15 protein-coding genes are annotated in these 18,225 nt (G+C 45.7%); 10 read left to right on the top strand and 5 right to left on the bottom strand.

Going from position 1 to position 18,225, the window contains the following annotated elements; translation table 11 throughout:
- Positions 1-15 precede the first annotated feature (15 nt).
- The 9 genes from WG943_RS13285 to WG943_RS13245 all read left to right on the top strand — a co-directional run bounded on the left by WG943_RS13285 (position 16) and on the right by WG943_RS13245 (position 10,106).
- Positions 16-2,268: a sodium-translocating pyrophosphatase gene (locus WG943_RS13285; protein ID WP_340409683.1), complete on the top strand. Its 2,253-nt coding sequence runs from the start codon at positions 16-18 to the stop codon at positions 2,266-2,268.
- Between the two features lie 94 nt (positions 2,269-2,362).
- Positions 2,363-2,905, top strand: a complete 543-nt coding sequence (gene hpt, locus WG943_RS13280) for a hypoxanthine phosphoribosyltransferase (protein WP_340409682.1) — start codon at positions 2,363-2,365, stop codon at positions 2,903-2,905.
- Positions 2,906-3,020: 115 nt separating this feature from the next.
- Complete coding sequence (locus WG943_RS13275) at positions 3,021-3,617, top strand: adenylate kinase (protein WP_340409681.1); 597 nt, start codon at positions 3,021-3,023, stop codon at positions 3,615-3,617.
- Between the two features lie 21 nt (positions 3,618-3,638).
- Complete coding sequence (obgE, locus tag WG943_RS13270) at positions 3,639-4,631, top strand: GTPase ObgE (protein WP_340409679.1); 993 nt, start codon at positions 3,639-3,641, stop codon at positions 4,629-4,631.
- A gap of 327 nt (positions 4,632-4,958) precedes the next feature.
- On the top strand, positions 4,959-5,528 hold the full coding sequence (locus tag WG943_RS13265; RefSeq protein WP_340409678.1) for a nucleotide exchange factor GrpE: 570 nt from the start codon (positions 4,959-4,961) through the stop codon (positions 5,526-5,528).
- Between the two features lie 3 nt (positions 5,529-5,531).
- Positions 5,532-6,677: a molecular chaperone DnaJ gene (gene dnaJ / locus WG943_RS13260; RefSeq protein WP_340409677.1), complete on the top strand. Its 1,146-nt coding sequence runs from the start codon at positions 5,532-5,534 to the stop codon at positions 6,675-6,677.
- A 203-nt stretch (positions 6,678-6,880) separates the two neighbouring features.
- Positions 6,881-7,792 carry an ABC transporter ATP-binding protein gene (locus WG943_RS13255; protein WP_340409675.1) on the top strand — a complete coding sequence of 304 codons (912 nt, stop codon included), beginning with the start codon at positions 6,881-6,883 and terminating at the stop codon, positions 7,790-7,792.
- The gene (locus WG943_RS13250; RefSeq protein WP_340409673.1) at positions 7,785-9,137 is read left to right on the top strand and encodes an ABC transporter permease; all 1,353 of its coding nucleotides are present in this window, start codon (positions 7,785-7,787) and stop codon (positions 9,135-9,137) included. The genes WG943_RS13255 and WG943_RS13250 overlap by 8 nt, the downstream gene beginning before the upstream one ends.
- Positions 9,138-9,221: 84 nt before the next feature.
- Positions 9,222-10,106: a ChaN family lipoprotein gene (locus WG943_RS13245; protein WP_340409671.1), complete on the top strand. Its 885-nt coding sequence runs from the start codon at positions 9,222-9,224 to the stop codon at positions 10,104-10,106.
- 64 nt (positions 10,107-10,170) lie between these two features.
- On the opposite strand, the gene WG943_RS13240 is transcribed toward WG943_RS13245, so the two are convergent.
- Positions 10,171-10,368, bottom strand: coding sequence for a hypothetical protein (locus tag WG943_RS13240; RefSeq protein ID WP_340409670.1), 198 nt, complete (start codon positions 10,366-10,368; stop codon positions 10,171-10,173).
- Positions 10,369-10,554: 186 nt separating this feature from the next.
- Positions 10,555-10,902, bottom strand: coding sequence for a HesB/IscA family protein (locus tag WG943_RS13235; protein ID WP_340409669.1), 348 nt, complete (start codon positions 10,900-10,902; stop codon positions 10,555-10,557).
- Between the two features lie 159 nt (positions 10,903-11,061).
- Here WG943_RS13235 and WG943_RS13230 point away from each other — a divergent pair, with 159 nt between their 5' ends.
- A complete protein-coding gene (locus WG943_RS13230) occupies positions 11,062-11,592 on the top strand; it encodes a DUF7935 family protein (RefSeq protein WP_340409668.1) in 531 nt (176 codons plus the stop codon).
- Positions 11,593-11,676: 84 nt separating this feature from the next.
- Here the strand turns inward: WG943_RS13230 and serA are convergent, their stop codons facing one another.
- The 3 genes from serA to WG943_RS13215 all read right to left on the bottom strand — a co-directional run bounded on the left by serA (position 11,677) and on the right by WG943_RS13215 (position 17,801).
- Positions 11,677-13,569, bottom strand: coding sequence for a phosphoglycerate dehydrogenase (serA, locus tag WG943_RS13225; RefSeq protein WP_340409667.1), 1,893 nt, complete (start codon positions 13,567-13,569; stop codon positions 11,677-11,679).
- A gap of 97 nt (positions 13,570-13,666) precedes the next feature.
- A complete protein-coding gene (gene bshA / locus WG943_RS13220; RefSeq protein ID WP_340409666.1) occupies positions 13,667-14,803 on the bottom strand; it encodes an N-acetyl-alpha-D-glucosaminyl L-malate synthase BshA in 1,137 nt (378 codons plus the stop codon).
- Positions 14,804-14,876: 73 nt separating this feature from the next.
- On the bottom strand, positions 14,877-17,801 hold the full coding sequence (locus tag WG943_RS13215) for a glycoside hydrolase family 3 N-terminal domain-containing protein (protein WP_340409664.1): 2,925 nt from the start codon (positions 17,799-17,801) through the stop codon (positions 14,877-14,879).
- Positions 17,802-18,225: the final 424 nt, after the last annotated feature.

Raw genomic sequence — 18,225 nt, 5'->3', positions numbered from 1 at the left:
CCTTAATCTTTTTGAATGGAACCTATTCTTTACGCAATTCCTGGATTTGGACTGGCGGCACTGATCTATACTTTTATCAGGTCGGCCTGGGTTACAAAACAGCCTGCTGGCAACGAGCGCATGAGCAATATTGCACGCCACATCGCCGACGGTGCTATGGCTTTCTTAAAAGCAGAGTATAAAGTACTCACATACTTTGTGATCATCGCTTCTGTATTCCTGTTTTACCTAGGGTACACCGGCGAAAACTCACACTGGACAATCGTTATCGCATTTATTATCGGTGCCTTTTTCTCGGCTGTTGCTGGTTTTATCGGCATGCGCATTGCAACTAAAGCCAACGTGCGTACTTCCGAGGCTGCCCGCACCAGCCTTTCTAAAGCACTTGATGTGTCTTTTGCAGGAGGCACGGTAATGGGTATGGGTGTGGCTGGTCTGGCTGTTCTGGGCTTGGGCTCGCTGTTTATTGTGCTCTACTATAGTTTTGTGTACAGTGTAGGCGGCGACGTGAATGGCCATGAAATGGAAGTAGCCCTAGAGGTGCTTACTGGTTTCTCGCTTGGTGCTGAAAGTATAGCGTTGTTTGCCCGTGTGGGTGGCGGTATTTATACTAAAGCGGCCGACGTAGGCGCCGACCTTGTAGGTAAAGTAGAAGCCGGTATTCCGGAAGATGATCCGCGTAACCCTGCCACCATTGCCGATAACGTAGGCGATAACGTAGGTGACGTAGCTGGTATGGGTGCCGACCTTTTTGGCTCTTATGTAGCTACTATTCTGGCAACTATGGTTTTAGGCCGTGAAGTAATCGCAGAAGATAATTTTGGCGGGTTATCCCCGGTTATACTTCCAATGCTGGTTGCAGGCTTGGGTATTGTTTTCTCTTTGATAGGTATGCTGTTTGTACGGGTAAGCGAAGGCGGTGATGTACAGGCAGCGCTTAACCGCGGCAACTGGATATCGGTTATACTTACAGCAATCGGAGCATACTTTTCCATACAATGGCTACTGCCAGAGAACATGAACCTACGTAATTTCGACTTTACAGCTAACGGCGTATTTATTGCGGTAATTGTTGGCTTAGTGGTAGGTACGCTCATGAGTATTATTACAGAGTACTATACGGCCATGGGTAAAAAGCCGGTGAATTCTATCGTGCAGCAATCTTCTACGGGGCATGCTACAAACATCATTGCTGGTTTGGCAGTGGGTATGCACTCTACTGTTTTACCTATGATCGTGCTGGCGGCAGGTATCGTGCTTTCTTATGCTTCGGCAGGTTTATATGGTGTGGCTATTGCGGCAGCTGGTATGATGGCTACTACGGCCATGCAATTGGCTATAGATGCTTTCGGCCCTATTGCTGATAACGCCGGTGGTATAGCCGAGATGTCTGAACTGCCAAAAGAGGTGCGAGAGCGTACTGACATTCTGGATGCTGTTGGTAACACGACAGCTGCCACAGGTAAAGGATTTGCTATTGCCTCTGCTGCCCTTACATCGCTTGCGTTATTTGCAGCTTTCGTTGGTATAGCCGGTATCGATAGTATAGACCTTTATAAGGCACCTGTTCTGGCTGGTCTGTTTATCGGTGCCATGATTCCATTTGTGTTCTCTGCCCTGGCAATTGCTGCGGTAGGCAGGGCAGCCATGGCCATGGTGCACGAAGTACGCCGCCAGTTCCGCGAAATTCCAGGTATTATGGAGGGTACAGGTCAGCCAGAGTATGAGAAGTGTGTAGCCATTTCTACTAAAGCTGCCATTCGCGAAATGATGCTGCCAGGTGCTATCGCTCTAATTGTGCCTATTGTGGTAGGCTTTGGTTTTAGAGGAGTTTTTGAAGATACACCCGCCGCCGAGATTTTAGGTGGTTTGCTGGCTGGTGTAACAGTTTCTGGTGTACTAATGGCCATGTTTCAGTCTAATGCCGGTGGTGCCTGGGATAACGCTAAAAAATCTTTTGAAAAAGGGGTGATGATAAACGGGGTGATGGAGTATAAAGGCTCAGAACCGCACAAAGCATCTGTAACTGGTGATACCGTAGGCGATCCTTTTAAAGACACTTCAGGTCCAAGTATGAATATCCTGATCAAACTGATGTCGATTGTATCACTGGTAATTGCACCGCATATTGCTTTGGACCAGGAGCCGCCTATTCCTGAAGAGCCACAACTAAATATGGAGGCCGTGCAGCCAACGCCGGCAACCGGAAAAGCAGAAATAAATAAGGAGAACACAGTGGTACTTAGCCATATCGCTCTCAAAAACTAAATTTTCACTATTTAAAATTGCATAAGCCCAACCTTATAGTTGGGCTTATTTTTTATTTATACTTACCTTTGTCTAGGCACAAACTTTTTATCCCATGAATCCGAGAAACATACAGCTGCACGACTGCGAGTTTAAATCATACATTTGTGAAGAGGAGATTATTGCCCGCATTACTATGCTGGCAGAGCAGCTGGACAAGGATTATGCAGAAAAGCAACCACTTTTTCTGGCTGTGCTAAATGGCTCTTTTATGTTTGCCGCAGACCTGCTAAAGCGTGTGAGTATACCTTGCGAGATTTCTTTTATTCGCCTTTCTTCTTATCAGGATATGGCTAGCACCGGCAGTGTGAAAGAGGTATTGGGGCTTACTGAGAATTTAGAGCACAGGCATGTGGTAGTGCTGGAGGATATCGTTGATACCGGCCACACGGTACACAACCTGCTGGGCCAACTGAAAGAGCACAAGCCTGCTTCTGTAGAAGTAGCTTCACTTCTTATCAAGCCCGATTGCCTGCAGCATCCGCTCGATATTAAGTATGCCGCTATTTCTATCCCAAACGACTTTGTAGTGGGCTACGGACTTGATTACAATGGACTGGGCCGAAACCTGCGTGACATTTATAAAATAGTATCGTAACCCTTTTTAGGGAAAATTGCGTTAGCAGGCCTTTAAGAGCAAGGGCTTCGCTTCCATCTAAACTAGGCTTAAAACATATTTATACTTACCTTTGATTTTTATTTAGCTATAAGATATGCTTAACATCGTATTGTTTGGTCCTCCAGGAGCCGGTAAAGGTACCCAGAGTCAAAAACTGATAGATAAATACAACCTGATACACCTTTCTACAGGCGATTTGCTTCGCTCTGAGATTGCCGCCGGAACTGCCCTTGGCCTGGAAGCTAAAAAGCTGATGGATAACGGTCTGCTTGTGCCGGATGAAGTGGTTATAGGAATGATTGAAAACAAAGTGAAGGAGCATCGCCATGCTGCCGGCTTTATTTTTGATGGTTTTCCGCGCACAGTACCACAGGCGCAGGGCTTAGATAAGTTACTGCAGGATAACGGCACTGAAATATCGTGCATGATTGCTCTGAAAGTGGACGATGAAGAACTTACAAAGCGCCTGTTGCTTCGTGGCCAGACCTCAGGTCGCCCCGACGATCAGAACGAAGGGCTGATTCGTAAGCGTGTGGAGGAGTATAACACCAAAACCCGCCCCGTAGCAGATTACTATGCCGGACAGGGTAAATTCTGTGCAGTAGAAGGTATTGGTGAGATTGATGATATTTTTCAGGCGCTGTGCAAGCAGATTGATACCCTGAAAGAAAAACAGGAAGAGAAGAAATAAGCATACTTACGCTTACCCAATTTGGCTCAAAGCAACTTTATAGATTACGTTAAGATCTGCTCAAGATCTGGTCACGGCGGCGGCGGCTCAGCCCACCTGCACCGTGACAAGCAAACGGCAAAAGGTGGCCCCGACGGGGGCGACGGAGGCCGTGGCGGGCATATCATACTTCGTGGAAACTCACAGCTCTGGACACTACTGCACCTGCAGTACCGCAAGCACATAATTGCGGAAAACGGCCAGAACGGAGGACCAAGCCACTCATCGGGTGCGCAAGGCCACGACGAAGTGCTGGAGGTGCCACTGGGTACTATTGCCAGAAACGCCGAAACCGGCGAGCTGATGTGCGAGATCACAGAAGACGGCCAGGAAATCATACTTACACCAGGTGGCCGCGGCGGCCAGGGAAACGCACACTATAAATCTGCTACTAACCAGACACCGCGCTATGCGCAGCCAGGTGAGCCGGGTATAGAAGAGTGGGTTATTCTGGAGCTTAAGCTGTTAGCCGATGTTGGTCTGGTGGGCTTCCCGAATGCAGGTAAGTCTACGTTGCTATCAGTTGTATCAGCGGCTAAGCCTAAAATTGCGAATTACGCCTTTACTACCTTAGAGCCTAACCTTGGGGTGGTAGCCTACCGCGATTACCGCTCTTTTGTGATGGCCGATATACCGGGTATCATAGAGGGTGCATCTGAAGGCAGAGGACTTGGGTTGCGCTTCCTGCGACACATCGAACGGAACTCCATGCTGCTGTTTATGGTTTCTTGTGATAGCGCCGATATTGCGGAAGAGTATAAAATACTGCTAAACGAGCTGGAGACATACAACCCGGAGCTGCTGGATAAAAAACGCATACTTGCCATTACCAAATCCGATATGCTGGATGAGGAACTGGAAGAGGAGATGCGCAAAACGCTGCCAGAAGGCTTGCCAACAGTATTTATCTCAAGTATAACCGGCAAAAATATTACCCAACTGAAAGATTTGATCTGGAACGCGCTTAACAGCTAAGCAAAGCCCGGATTACTTAATAGCACAAATCGGTAGGGGCTGCAAAGCTTTCTACCGATTTTTTTTGAATGAGAGAATCAGCGAGTGAGTGAATGAATTCCCTTTTATGTCATCTTGCAAGTGGCACATCCCGGACTTGTTCCGGGGAATCTTGGAGGAAGGGATGTTAAGCGGCAACTACAAAGTATGGTTTAGGTCAGATCATAATTCACACACTCACTCAACCACTCATTCACATTTAAACAATGCCATCTTGGCACAAACAGCGGTTTGGCAAGTTAATTGAAAAGACAAACCGGACTTAACAACCTAAACTTTTAAGGCATTATGTCAGAGAAAGACACTAAAAAAGCACAGGAGAACGAGGAACTGCAGGACCAGCCTGTTAATGCGGAAGCAAACGGACAGGAAGAAGAGCAGAACCAGGACGAAACAGCTGAGGCTACACAAGAAGATACTACAGCCATTGAACTGGCTGAAATGAAAGATAAATTTGTGCGCCTGATGGCTGAGTTTGAGAACTTCAGACGCAGAACAGCCAAAGAGCGTCAGGAGCTGCTAAAAACAGCATCTCAGGATGTAATGGTAGAACTGCTGCCAGTACTAGACGATATGGAGCGTGCACGACAGTCGATGGAAGCTGCCAAAGATGTGGACGCGATGTTGCAAGGCCTGGAGCTGGTGTTCCATAAACTAAAGCATGTAACGCAGCAAAAAGGCTTGAAACCGATGATGCTACAGGCAGGTGACGATTTTGATGCAGATATGCATGAGGCCGTTACGCAGATACCTGCGCCGTCAGAAGAACTGAAAGGCAAAATAGTAGATGTTATAGAGAAGGGTTATACTTTGAATGATAAGGTAATCCGTTTCGCAAAAGTTATAATTGGAGCGTAAGCAATGGCTAAGAGAGATTATTACGAGGTTTTAGGTGTAAGCAAAAGTGCAAGCCAGGAAGAGATAAAGAAGGCTTACCGTAAACTGGCCATCAAGCATCACCCGGATAAAAACCCCGATGACCACACTGCAGAAGAAAAATTTAAAGAAGCTGCAGAGGCCTACGAGGTACTGAGCGACCAGCAAAAACGTCAGCGTTACGACCAGTTCGGCCACCAGGGCATGAACGGCGGCTTTGGCGGAGGTGGCATGAACATGGAGGATATTTTCTCTCAGTTCGGCGATATTTTTGGTGGTGGCGGCAGCCCGTTCGAAAGCTTCTTTGGAGGTGGACGTTCAGGTGGCGGACGCCGTACCCGTAAAGGCTCTAACCTGCGCATCAAGCTTAAACTTAACCTGGAAGAAGTAGCTAACGGAGTTGAGAAAAAGATCAAGGTTAAACGTTATGTAGCCTGCGGTACCTGCGGTGGCAATGGCGCCAAGAACGGTACCGATATGCAGACCTGCGGTCAGTGCCAGGGATCAGGTCAGGTGCGTAAGGTAGTTAATACCATGTTGGGCCAAATGGTTTCTACGGCAACATGCCCTAGCTGTAACGGCGAAGGCCGCATAGTAACACACAACTGCGAAACCTGCCATGGCAGTGGCAGAGAGCTTCAGGAAGAAGTGATCAGCATAAATGTACCAGCCGGCGTAATGGATGGCATGCAGCTATCTATGAGCGGTAAAGGCAACGTGCCGGAGCGTGGTGGTATACCAGGCGATTTGCTTATCCAGATAGAGGAGGAGCAGCACCCAACCTTGAAGCGAGATGGCAATAACGTGATCTTTGATCAGTACATCAGCTTTGTGGATGCTGCCTTAGGTGCTGAAATTGAGGTGCCGACCATTACAGGAAAAGTAAAAATAAGCATTAAACCTGGTACACAAAGCGGAGAAATCTTTAGGCTACGCGGCAAAGGCGTAAAAGATATAAACGGTTACGGCACAGGTGACCAGTTGATCCACATTAATGTTTGGACTCCAAAATCGCTTAGCAACGAAGAGCGTGCAGCGCTGGAAAGCCTACGTGACTCCAGAAACTTTGCGCCACACCCGGGCAAAAATGAAAAAGGCTTTTTTGAGAAAGTTAAAGACTATTTTCAGTAACAAAAGCTGATATTAACTACATCAGGGCCGCCTTTCCACGTGGAAGGTGGCCTTTTTTATTTTTATACTTCTTCATCTTTTATACTTTCTCATTTGTCAGGCGTATATGCTGCTTAGTCGATAAAGCATAGGCTTTACTTCAGACAAATTTGTCCTATACATAGCATAAAGCTATATTTGAGTACATCAAAAGCCATACAACGTTGAGCATCCTTAAAATTGACGGCGTAACTAAACGCTACAGCAACCACACCGCCCTTGATAATGTGAGCTTTGAAATTCCGCAAGGTTGTATATTTGGTTTGCTAGGGCCTAACGGTGCCGGTAAAACCTCCCTTATCCGAATTATTACCCAAATTACCGGAGCCGATAGCGGCAAAGTATACTTTAAGGGAGAGCGCCTAAAGCCAGACCATATTAAAGATATCGGTTACCTGCCAGAGGAGCGTGGCCTTTACAAGAAAATGAAGGTAGGGGAACAGCTTTTATATTTAGCCCAACTCAAAGGCCTAAGTAAAGACGAAGCTAAATCTAGGATAAAAGTGTGGGTAGACCGTTTCGAGATAAAAGACTGGATGGGAAAGAACATTGAGGACTTATCCAAAGGCATGCAGCAGAAGGTGCAGTTTATAGCAACTGTTATGCACGAGCCGGCCCTTATTATACTTGACGAGCCTTTTTCTGGCTTCGACCCAATTAACGCAAACCTGATAAAGGACGAAATACTGAGACTTCGGGAGCGTGGTGCCACCATCATTTTCTCAACGCACCGCATGGAGTCGGTAGAGGAGCTTTGCGATTACATCGCTTTGATAAACCGCTCACACAAAGTGCTGGATGGTCCCGTAAAAGAAGTAAAGGATGCGTATAAAACCGACACCTACCAGGTTATAGGCAATGGTCATCTGCTAATTACCTCCCCTGATTTTGAAGTGCTGGAGCAACATGATACACATGGTGTTTTCAGAGCGAACATCAAATTACTGAACAATACAAAACCCAACGACCTGCTGGCATACCTGATCCAGCGTGTGGAAGTGCACTCGTTTGTAGAACTGGTGCCAAGTATAAATGATATCTTCATCCGAAAAGTAACCGAAACCCACCATGCATAAAATCTGGCTAATAATTCAGCGTGAGTACCTAACCCGTGTGCGTAAGAAAAGCTTCATCATCATGACGCTGCTTACCCCACTGTTGCTGGCTGCCTTTATGGTTATACCTGCTTGGCTGGTTACAATATCTGATAGTGCCGAAACTGTAATGGTGCTAGACCAAAGCGGGTTGTTCGAAGATAAGCTGGAAGATAAAAAAGACCTTAAATACCTGCCCCTGGCTGGCTCTCTGGATCAGGCCAAAACGGTATATCGAGAGACAGATAACACAGCGCTGCTATACATTCCGAAGGAGTTTGATATTAATAATCCCGAAGGTGTTGTAATCTACTCTAAAAAGAACACCAGCCTGCAAACACAGGTGCGCCTTGAAAATGCCCTTGAAAAGGAGATAGAAAACCAACGTTTCGTAGCTTCTGGAGTAGACCGCAGCACGCTGGAGAAAATGAAAGCTAATATCTCGCTTACCGCTGTGAGCATCAGCGATGAAGGCGAAAAAGACAATAATGCCGTAGTTACCTCTATTGCTGGCGTGGCCGGTGCGGTAATCATTTACTTTTTTATCTTCTTGTACGGTGTGCAAATTATGCGCGGTGTAATAGAAGAGAAGACCAACCGTATCATAGAAGTCATTATCTCTTCGGTTAAGCCATTTCAGTTGATGATGGGCAAAGTGGTAGGTATTGCTGCCGTTGGTTTAACGCAATTTCTGCTCTGGATCATACTTTCGTTGATTGTAGTAGGAGGAGTACAGGCAGCGTTTGGGGTAAAACCGCCGCCAACGCCTTTAGAGCAAATGGCCAGCGGCCGCGATGCTGCACTCGGTCAGGATGTAGATACTGATGAGGCAACGCAGGCACAGCAGGACGACGAAGCTGCCAGAATGGTAAGCGAAGGTATGACAGCGTTTTCAAACCTTCCTATTGCACTTATACTTGGTTGTTTCCTGTTTTACTTTTTAGGAGGATACTTGCTGTATGGTTCGCTGTTCGGAGCCATTGGCGCCGCCGTAGATAACGAGACGGACACCCAGCAATTCATGTTCCCGATCACCATACCGCTGATCATCTCCTTTATTATGTCTTATACATTGGTTCTCAAAAACCCTGACGGACCGGTGGCTTTCTGGATGTCGATTATCCCGTTAACCTCTCCGATTGTGATGATGGTACGCGTGCCGTTTGGAGTGCCTGCCTGGGAATTGCTGTTATCGATGGCGCTCCTGGTGCTAGGCTTTATCTTTACCACCTGGATTGCATCTCGTATTTACCGTATCGGCATCCTGATGTACGGCAAAAAGATTAACTACAAAGAGTTGTCGAAGTGGCTGTTTTATAGAGTATAAAGTCATTATAAGTATAAAGTATAAAAAGCCGGTGCTACTATAGTATCGGCTTTTTTGTATCTTGAAGTATAAAACTACACCCTGATGAAAAAGATTGTACCTGCTCTCATTTTGTTCTTGATGATGACTACACAAACAGCATTTGCGCAAAAAGATAAGCCGGCCTACCAGCTGTTTACCAAAAGCGGTAAAAGTATAAAGTATAGCAAAATGCTGGATGAACTGAAGGAGGCAAATGTAGTACTGTTTGGGGAGCAGCATAACGATCCGATTGCCCATTGGCTACAGCTGGAAGTAGCAAAAGACCTGCACAAGGAGCACAAGCAGAACTTTGCCTTAGGAGCCGAGATGTTTGAGGCAGATGTGCAGCTGGTGCTAAATGAGTACTTGGCAGGGCAGGTGCCGGAAAACAACTTTGAGCAGGAATCGCGCATCTGGACGAACTACAAAACAGACTACAAGCCGCTGGTGCGCTATGCAAAAGACAACAAGCTGCCTTTTATTGCCACTAATGTACCCCGCCGCTATGCAGCTACCGTAGCTGCTGGCAGCCTTACAGCTTTAGATAATTTATCTTCGGATGCTAAAAAGTTTATTGCCCCGCTTCCGGTAAAAGTGGATATGGAATTGCCTGGTTACAAGAACATGCTAGCCATGTTCGGTAACAGCACGCACGGCAACACCAAAAGCCAGAACATTGTGCAGGCCCAGGCTCTAAAAGATGCCACCATGGCGCATTTTATACTTAGTCAAGTAAATAATGGTAAAAAGCTGCTGCACTTTAACGGCGCTTACCACTCCGATAATTTTGAAGGTATAGGTTGGTATTTAAATCAAAGCAGGCCACAGCCTAAAACACTTACCATTACCACAGTTCTTCAGGAGGATCTTGAGGATTTGCTGGATGAGCATAAAAATAAGGCCGATTTTATACTTGTGGTACCAGCAAGTATGACGAGAACATACTAGAGTTTAGGAGTTAGAGAGTTTGCAAGTTAGAGAGGTATAAGCTGCTGTTTCGGACCTATTACCATTATACTTCTGGCGCGGGTATCCAATCCGTGACTTTGGGTGCGTACGAGTCTCCAGACTCGTATTTCTGAAATACCGGGTCCAACCACCCCTGCCCCTCCTTGTCTAAGGCGGAGATTCCCTGTATTACTTTAGTTAAGTATAAACGCTGTAGCTTATGCCTAACCTCCCTTCTCACAAGATCTTTCCAAGATGACAAAGAGGAATGGCTTTAACTATTGTGATTGCATTTGAAGTAGTAAGTGAAAATTCCCCGCCTTAGACAAGGAGGGGCAGGGGTGGTTGGACCCGGTACTGAAGGCAATCCTGTAAATCCTGATCTAAAACAGCGAAGCCCGACTTTATAGTCGGGCTTCGCCTATTCTAAAGAGAAAGAAGGTCTGTGTTATGCTGAGAACGAGCTTCCGCAACCGCAGGTGCTTGATGCCTGAGGGTTGTTAAAAACGAAGCCACGTGCATTCAATCCATCCTGAAAATCAACCTCCATGCCAAGAACATACATAGCATGCTTCTTGTCCATAATCAGGTTAACGCCTTCCAACTGGAAGATCTCATCAGAATCTTTCGGCTTATCGAAGCCTAACAGGTAAGACATGCCAGAGCAGCCGCCGCCTTGCACGCCAACGCGCAAACCGTATTCCGCTGGTACACTTTTTTCCTGCATTATATTTTTAACCTCAGCTAAAGCCCTTTCCGTCAGAGTGATAGGTGCAGTTTTAGTTTCTGTTGCCATAGTATAAGCTATTCATTATTTGTAGCCACAAACTTAAGCAATTCTTCTTAAATATGCTTGTGACAAACCCTTGTAATAGTTAAACAGGTAAAGCCTAGAAATGATTCATGTGGAATAGATTAATTTTTTGCGATATTTATAGTTCAACATTATACCGCCATGGAAGTAGTAGCTTTTATCATAGAACTCTTAAAAATAACATTACCAGCTCTGATTGTAGCAGCAGCCATGTATTACATTGTAAAGAAGCATTACGAACGCGACTATAAACTTAGATTACTGGACCTGCGCAAGAAGAACTCCGATACAGTATTGCCAATCAGATTGCAGGCTTACGAGAGAGTAGTGCTGTTGCTGGAGCGAATTACACCAAGCAATATGTTGCTACGCGTAGGTGCTGCAGGGCTATCAGCTGCAGAGTATCATCGTGTGCTTTTAGCTGAAATCCGTAACGAGTTTAACCACAACATGTCTCAGCAAGTGTACATGACGGAGCAAGCATGGCAGCAGGTAAAGCATGCACGAGAAGAGGTAGCAAATCTGATCAATAAGACTTACCGCGAACTTCCAGAGAACGCCAAGGGAACAGATTTAGCCAAGAAGATATTAGAAACCATACTAGCCTCAGAAACCGACCCTACTGCCCGCGCCATTAGCTACGTGAAACAGGAGATAGGACAAGTATTTTGAGTTTGGGAGTTAGAGCGTTAGGGAGTGAAGATTTTGCACTTATGCTTCAAAGCAATTCGTCAAAATTATGTACTATAGGCATTCCTAGTATAGTATCCTGAACTTAATAGTGTGAGGCACTTTCTTTAGATCACTTACTACTTGTTTATCATACACTTTGTCTATATCAGTAATTACATAGCCAATCTGCTCATTTGTTTTCAGGTATTGCCCAAGTATGTTTACCTCATTCTTAGCTAGAGCATTGTTAATGTTAGCGAGTACACCCGGCACGTTGGCATGTAAGTGAATAAGGCGATGCGCGTTTTTAAGCTCAGGCAATTGTATGTTGGGGAAGTTGACACTCTGATAGGTGTTGCCGGTGTTGATATACTGCATGATGCGGCTTGGTACGAAACGGGCAATGTTTTCCTGGGCTTCGGTGGTGCTGCCTCCAATGTGCGGTGTAAGTATAACGTTTGGTAAACTACGCAGCTCGCTTATAAACTGCTCGTCGTTGGTGGCGGGTTCATACGGGAACACATCTACCGCTGCGCCAGCTATTTTTCCAGATTTTAGCGCATCTACCAGTGCCGTAATCTCCACCACATGTCCACGGCTCAGGTTCAGGAAAATAGCTCCGGGCTTCATGGCATCAAATTCAGCCTTGCCAAACATGTTGGTGTTGCTTGGGCTGCCATCTACATGCAGCGTTACAAAATCAGCTATTTGCAGCAGTTCTTGCAGCGATTCGCATTTGCGGGCATTGCCTAGCTGCAGTTTCTCTACCACATCATAATAGTATACCTGCATGCCCATCGCCTCAGCCAATACCGACAGTTGCGAACCAATATTGCCATAACCTACAATGCCCAGCTTCTTGTCCCGTACTTCTATACTTCCGGCAGCGGACTTGTCCCAGATGCCCTGGTGCATTTTGATGCTTTTGTCAAAAATCCTGCGCGACAGCATAATAATCTCTCCAAGCGCCAGTTCCACCACACTTCGGGTGTTGCTAAACGGTGCATTAAAAACAGTAACTCCAGCTTTAAGACAAGCATCCAAGTCAATTTGATTTGTGCCGATGCAGAAAGCTCCGATGCTCATGAGTCGGTTGGCGTGCTCCAGTACTTTGGCTGTTACCTGTGTTTTAGACCGTATCCCAAGTATAGATACATTCTTTATTTTCTCGCAAAGATCCTCTTCGCTTAGGGCCCCTGGTATAGTTTCTATCTGGTAGCCTTCTTTGCCAAAAAGTTCTACAGCATTTGGATGGATGTTCTCCAGCAACAATACCTTAATGCGATTTTTAGGATAAGAGATGGCCATGGGTAGCTTGTTCTGGTACAGAAACTCCTCCAGCGTTGGTGCCACATGCTCCGCTTTCTCTACCACTTTATCGCGTACTACGTTTTCTGTGAAAGCGTAGTACTTATTAGCTAGTCCGGCCTCTTTTATTTCGTAGTCAGTGTAGCCATCGCCCAGCACATACACATCCCCACTCAGGCCCAACTGGTCCAGCAGTTTTATCTTTCCTTTGTCTTGGCACAGCACGTTCTCCGGATCGTACCCTATAATATTGCCCTGCTCATCAAACTGAAAGGTGTTAGCGTATACATTTTCCTCTTTTATGCCGTAAGCCGAAACAATAGGCACTATAAACTCCTTAAACCCACTTGATACGATAAGTACCTGGTCAGCATATTCTTCAAAGAAAGCTTTGTTGCGATGAATGGAATCTGATACTTTTTCCTGAAGTATAGCGATGAGCTCCTGCAGATGGTTTTGATTTGCCTTTAGCAGTTGTAGGCGTTTGGTTAAGCCCTCAGAGAAAGAACTTGTGCCGTTCATGGCGCTGTCGGTTAAGTTCTTTATCTCCTGAAGCAAGGCTTCCTTGTTCTGCTCGTTGCGCAGCGATATTTCTCCGAGCTCATCCAGCGCCTCTACTTTGGTAAAGGTGCTGTCGAAATCAAGTATAAAGTATTTGTCCTTGTTCATAGTATACAAGCTAGCAAAAGGTGTCTACTTAAATATAGGCATAAAAAAATCCGGTTACTTATGTCGCAACCGGATTTTTAAAATAACAAGCTGATGCTTACAGTAATGCCAGCTGCTCATCTATAATCTTCTGGTAAAATTCCTCATACTTCGGCACCACTTTATCAATGTCGAAATCGTGGGCACGCTTTAGTGCATTTGCTTTAAAAATGGGTAGGTTGGCATCATCAAGTATAGTAAGCGCGTTCTGCACCATTTCGTCTACGGCACCAACCGGGCTGGTGAAACCGGTAACGCCATCAATGTTTAGCTCAGGTATACCACCTGTGTTCGATGATACAACAGGCACCTCACAAGCCATTGCCTCCAAAGCAGCCAAGCCAAAGCTTTCTTTTTCGGATGGCATCAGGAATAAGTCTGCAATGGATAATACCTCCTCTACAGCCTCTAGTTTTCCAAGGAAACGCACATCATTGCAAATTTGCAGCTCACGACATAGCTTCTCCATTTTAGGACGGTCAGGGCCATCGCCAACCAGTAGCAGTTTGCTTGGCATGTGCTGGCGCACCTGTGCAAAAATGCGTATTACGTCATCCACACGCTTCACCGATCTGAAGTTAGAAGTATGCACCAGCAGCTTTTCGTTGTTTGGGCTGATGGCCATCCTGAAGTGATCTTTTTTCTGACGGCGGAATTTATCTAAGTTGATAAAGTTTGGGATAACTTCAATGTCTTTCTCAATCTGGAAGTACTCGTATGTTTCGGTGCGCAGGCTATCGGATACAGCTGTTACGCCATCAGACTGGTTAATGCTAAAGGTAACTACCGGCTCAAAAGAGGCGTCTTTACCAACTAATGTAATGTCGGTGCCGTGCAAGGTAGTTATTACAGGTATATTAATGCCTTTTGTCTTCAGAATCTGCTTGGCCATAAAGGCGGCCGACGCATGTGGTATGGCATAATGTACGTGCAGCACATCCAGTTTTTCAAATTTTACGATGTCTACCATCTTACTGGCTAGTGCCAGTTCGTATGGGGGGTACTGGAAAAGGGGGTAAGTAGGAATGTATACTTCGTGGTAGAACAGGTTCTCGCTAAAAATATCGAGGCGTGCTGGCTGGCTGTAGGTGATAAAATGGACCTTATGGCCTTTAAGTGCAAGCTCTTTGCCAAGCTCTGTGGCTACCACCCCGCTACCGCCAAAAGTAGGATAACAAACTATTCCGATTCTCATAGTTGCGTGTGCTATGTAAACAACAAGTGCAGCCATATAAAGTGGCTGCACCTGCTAAACTACATAATATCTTTTAAGTTTTAGGAATTATCGCTTTATATATCACATCATGTATACGGGTTCGGATGTTGTAAGTAACTAATTTGTTGTTGCCTGCATCCGGATACACTCTGTTAGACAAAAAGATATAGATTAAGTTGTTCTCTGGGTCTACCCAGGCGCCTGTGCCCGTAAATCCGGTATGGCCAAAGGTGCTAAGCGATGCCATACTTGAGGTAGGGCCACCACTTTCAGGATCTGGCTTATCCCAACCAAGGCCACGGCGGCTGTTCTTAAATTGCTTTTTAGAAAACTCTGCTACCACCTCGGTGTTAAAGTATTTGTGTCCGCCGTAGCTGCCGTTCTGTAGATTCATCTGCATAAGTATAGCCAGATCGTTCGCATTAGAGAACAAGCCAGCGTGGCCAGCTACTCCACCCATCATGGCTGCTCCCTGGTCATGCACGCTACCCCACAACAGGTTATGACGGAAGTATTTATCATCCTCGGTAGGGGCAATTACATCTTGTGTATGCTTCAGCAGCGGCTTGTAAGTCATGGTGCTAAGGCCAAGCGGTGCATAAAAGTTCTGGTCCATAAACTCATCCAGCGGCTGGTTCAGCATTCGCTCTGCCAGGCGCTTCAGCACGTAAAAGTCGAGGTCGCTATACTTGTAGTCGTAGCCTTTGCCATCTTTACGCGGCGGCAGCATCCTTGATTTCATTGTCCAGGTCCAAAGCGAGTCTTCCATACTTTTGATAGAGTAGAAGCCCGGTACTACCTCGTTTGTATAGATATCGTTTTGGCGGCTGGCGTAGAAAAGTTTTTTTGTTTCGATAGACTTGAGGGTGTTTTGCCATGCAGGTAAGCCTGCCTGCAGTCCCGCCTGATGCGCCAGCACATCGCGCAGCACAATGTTCTGCTTGTTTGTCCCTTTTAGCTCTGGCAGGTACGTGGATACTTTCGCATTTAGGTCAACTTTGCCTTGGTCTTTCAGGAACATGATAGCTTGCAGGGTAGCAGCCACCTTTGTAATAGAGGCAACATCATATACTGTGCTATTTGTTACCGGTTTAGTCTTGTCATAAGTATAGTGGCCGTAAGACTTGTTAAATATAACTGTACCGTCCTTTACCACCATTACCTGAGCACCCGGAGTAGCGGCATAAGCAATGGCCTCGCGGGCTACGTTGTCTATCTGTGCCAGCACTTTAGAATCCATACCTACACTTTCTGGTACGCCATACTTTAAGCGGCCCAGAGTGCCGGTTACAACACCAGTGCCAACCTTAAACTTAGCAGAGGCAGTTACAGGTAACTTGCCGTTTGCTGGTCTGGCGCCAAACATTACCTGTGGCACCAGTGCCTGTGCAACTGGGTTATCTTCGTAGCCGCAAAGTAACCAATCTGCCTTCTCGAAAAACTTGAGGCTATAAGGATTGCCCATTACTGCTACAATAACTTTTTTGTTAGTACGCTCTTGCAGGTATTGAATAAAAGCTCTTGTACCCAAACCAATACCAAAATCTTTGGCAGCAGTAGAGTTCATGTTGTGGATACTTACCACCACCACATTGTTATCTTTTAATTTAGGGATGATCCTGGCAAAAGCAGAATCAGGTGCAAAGCGGTCTGAGATAGCGAATTTGTTTACCGGTGCATAATAGCCTAGTGTCTCCTGAAACTTGTTAACCTCAGTAACGCCCACTGCTACAGAAGCTATACTTAAGGTATCCAAAGTAAGGAAAGGAAGTATGCTGCTCTTGTTTTGTACTACAGTTACAGCATTGTCATAAATCTGCTCTTGTACCACCTGGCTAACTGGCCTTGTAATATCTTCTGCAAGATTATTCAGCGCAACAGGTTTAGGACTATTCAGGCCTGCCCAGTATTTTGTATGTAAGATTTTGCGTACGTGCTGGTCTACTTCTTCCTGTGCTATCTGTCCGGCAGCAATAGCACCTTTAATTTTTTTAACTGCCGCAGGCACATCTTCCGGGAACAAAAGCACATCGTTACCGGCCATCAATGCCTTTAAGTCTACCTCGCCGGGCTTGTAATATTTACTTACACCCTTCATGTTAAGGGCATCGGTAAACACAAGGCCTTTATACTTCATTTTTTCTTGAAGCAGGCCTGTTACAAGCGGCTTTGATAAAGTAGTAGCTAGGTTTTTTGTGCTGTCTATTTTAGGCATGTACAGGTGCGCTACCATTACACCCATCACACCGGCTTCAAAAGATTTATGGAATGGATAAAGCTCAACCTCAGTAAGGCGCTTCATGTCGTGATTTACAACCGGCAGGGCATGGTGCGAATCTACATCTGTGTCGCCGTGGCCAGGAAAGTGTTTTGCAACCGCTACTACACCATGGTCCTGTAAGCCCCTGATATAAGCAATACCTCTGCGGGTAACTTCTTCTTTGGTTTCTCCAAAAGAACGGTTGCCGATTACAGGGTTGTTAGGGTTTACATTCACATCCAGCACTGGCGAGAAGCTTACGTTTACACCCAGGCGCTTCATCTTCAGTGCTATTTCACGGCCCATCAGGTACACATACTTTTCGTCGTTCATGGCGCCCAAAGTCATCTGGCGCGCAAACTGCATGGTGCTGTCTAAGCGCATTCCTAAGCCCCACTCGGCATCCATGGCTACAAGCATTGGTACTTTGGCTCGGCTCTGGAAACGGTTGGTGAGCTTTGCCTGGCGTAAGGGCCCACCCTGCATAAACATCACACCGCCAATGTTGTAGCGAGAAACGAGGGTGTCTATCTCACGGAAGTGCTTTTCATTTTTGTTAGAGTAGGCTGCCACCATAAACAGCTGCCCAATGCGCTGCTCTGGAGTAAGAGTAGTCATAACGCTATCAACCCAGCTTTGCTCTTTAGAACTCACAATAACATTGTCTGATGACTTTAAAGACATCAGTGAGCCCATTCCAAGAAAAACTAAAATCAATAACCCTAAGCTAAATCTCTTCAACATCCTACGCTCCTATATTTAATTGCAACAAGTAAAAAATAAGCCTAATTTTGCAATAGACGGTTCAGAAAAAAAGGCTACTAATCAGAAGTACTGCCTTGGGCTAATTGCTGATCGGGGAGAAAGGCGATTAACCTGATTGCCAGCCTAAAGCTTTCGTGGCACCAAGAGTAGCAGCCTATAGTATGCTAACGCCACCAGCCCCATCACAGATACACATATTGATTTCTTTTTTGGAAATTAATAGAACATCGTACCTTTTAGCACTTTTCAGAACGTCTAATTATGAATCAGTCTGTAAATTAGTAATAATTTTAATTCTGAATAAGTTCTGTTTTCAATTTATAAAAGAGCAAATACTTTACCGGAATTTAGTTAAGCGCCTGATTCGTAGTATAAA

It is taken from the genome of Pontibacter sp. H249, assembly GCF_037892465.1.
Classification (GTDB): domain Bacteria; phylum Bacteroidota; class Bacteroidia; order Cytophagales; family Hymenobacteraceae; genus Pontibacter.
Note: the sequence above shows the minus strand (reverse complement) of the source record. Positions and strands in the feature narration are given on the sequence as shown.

Excerpts from the sequence above, each read along its gene's own strand:
- WG943_RS13285 (WP_340409683.1), top strand. The coding sequence starts at position 16 with ATGGAACCTATTCTTTACGCAATTCCTGGATTTGGACTGGCGGCACTG.
- hpt (WP_340409682.1), top strand. The coding sequence starts at position 2,363 with ATGAATCCGAGAAACATACAGCTGCACGACTGCGAGTTTAAATCATAC.
- WG943_RS13275 (WP_340409681.1), top strand. The coding sequence starts at position 3,021 with ATGCTTAACATCGTATTGTTTGGTCCTCCAGGAGCCGGTAAAGGTACC.
- WG943_RS13265 (WP_340409678.1), top strand. The coding sequence starts at position 4,959 with ATGTCAGAGAAAGACACTAAAAAAGCACAGGAGAACGAGGAACTGCAG.
- dnaJ (WP_340409677.1), top strand. The coding sequence starts at position 5,532 with ATGGCTAAGAGAGATTATTACGAGGTTTTAGGTGTAAGCAAAAGTGCA.
- WG943_RS13250 (WP_340409673.1), top strand. The coding sequence starts at position 7,785 with ATGCATAAAATCTGGCTAATAATTCAGCGTGAGTACCTAACCCGTGTG.
- WG943_RS13245 (WP_340409671.1), top strand. The coding sequence starts at position 9,222 with ATGAAAAAGATTGTACCTGCTCTCATTTTGTTCTTGATGATGACTACA.
- WG943_RS13235 (WP_340409669.1), bottom strand. The coding sequence starts at position 10,902 with ATGGCAACAGAAACTAAAACTGCACCTATCACTCTGACGGAAAGGGCT.
- WG943_RS13230 (WP_340409668.1), top strand. The coding sequence starts at position 11,062 with ATGGAAGTAGTAGCTTTTATCATAGAACTCTTAAAAATAACATTACCA.
- serA (WP_340409667.1), bottom strand. The coding sequence starts at position 13,569 with ATGAACAAGGACAAATACTTTATACTTGATTTCGACAGCACCTTTACC.
- bshA (WP_340409666.1), bottom strand. The coding sequence starts at position 14,803 with ATGAGAATCGGAATAGTTTGTTATCCTACTTTTGGCGGTAGCGGGGTG.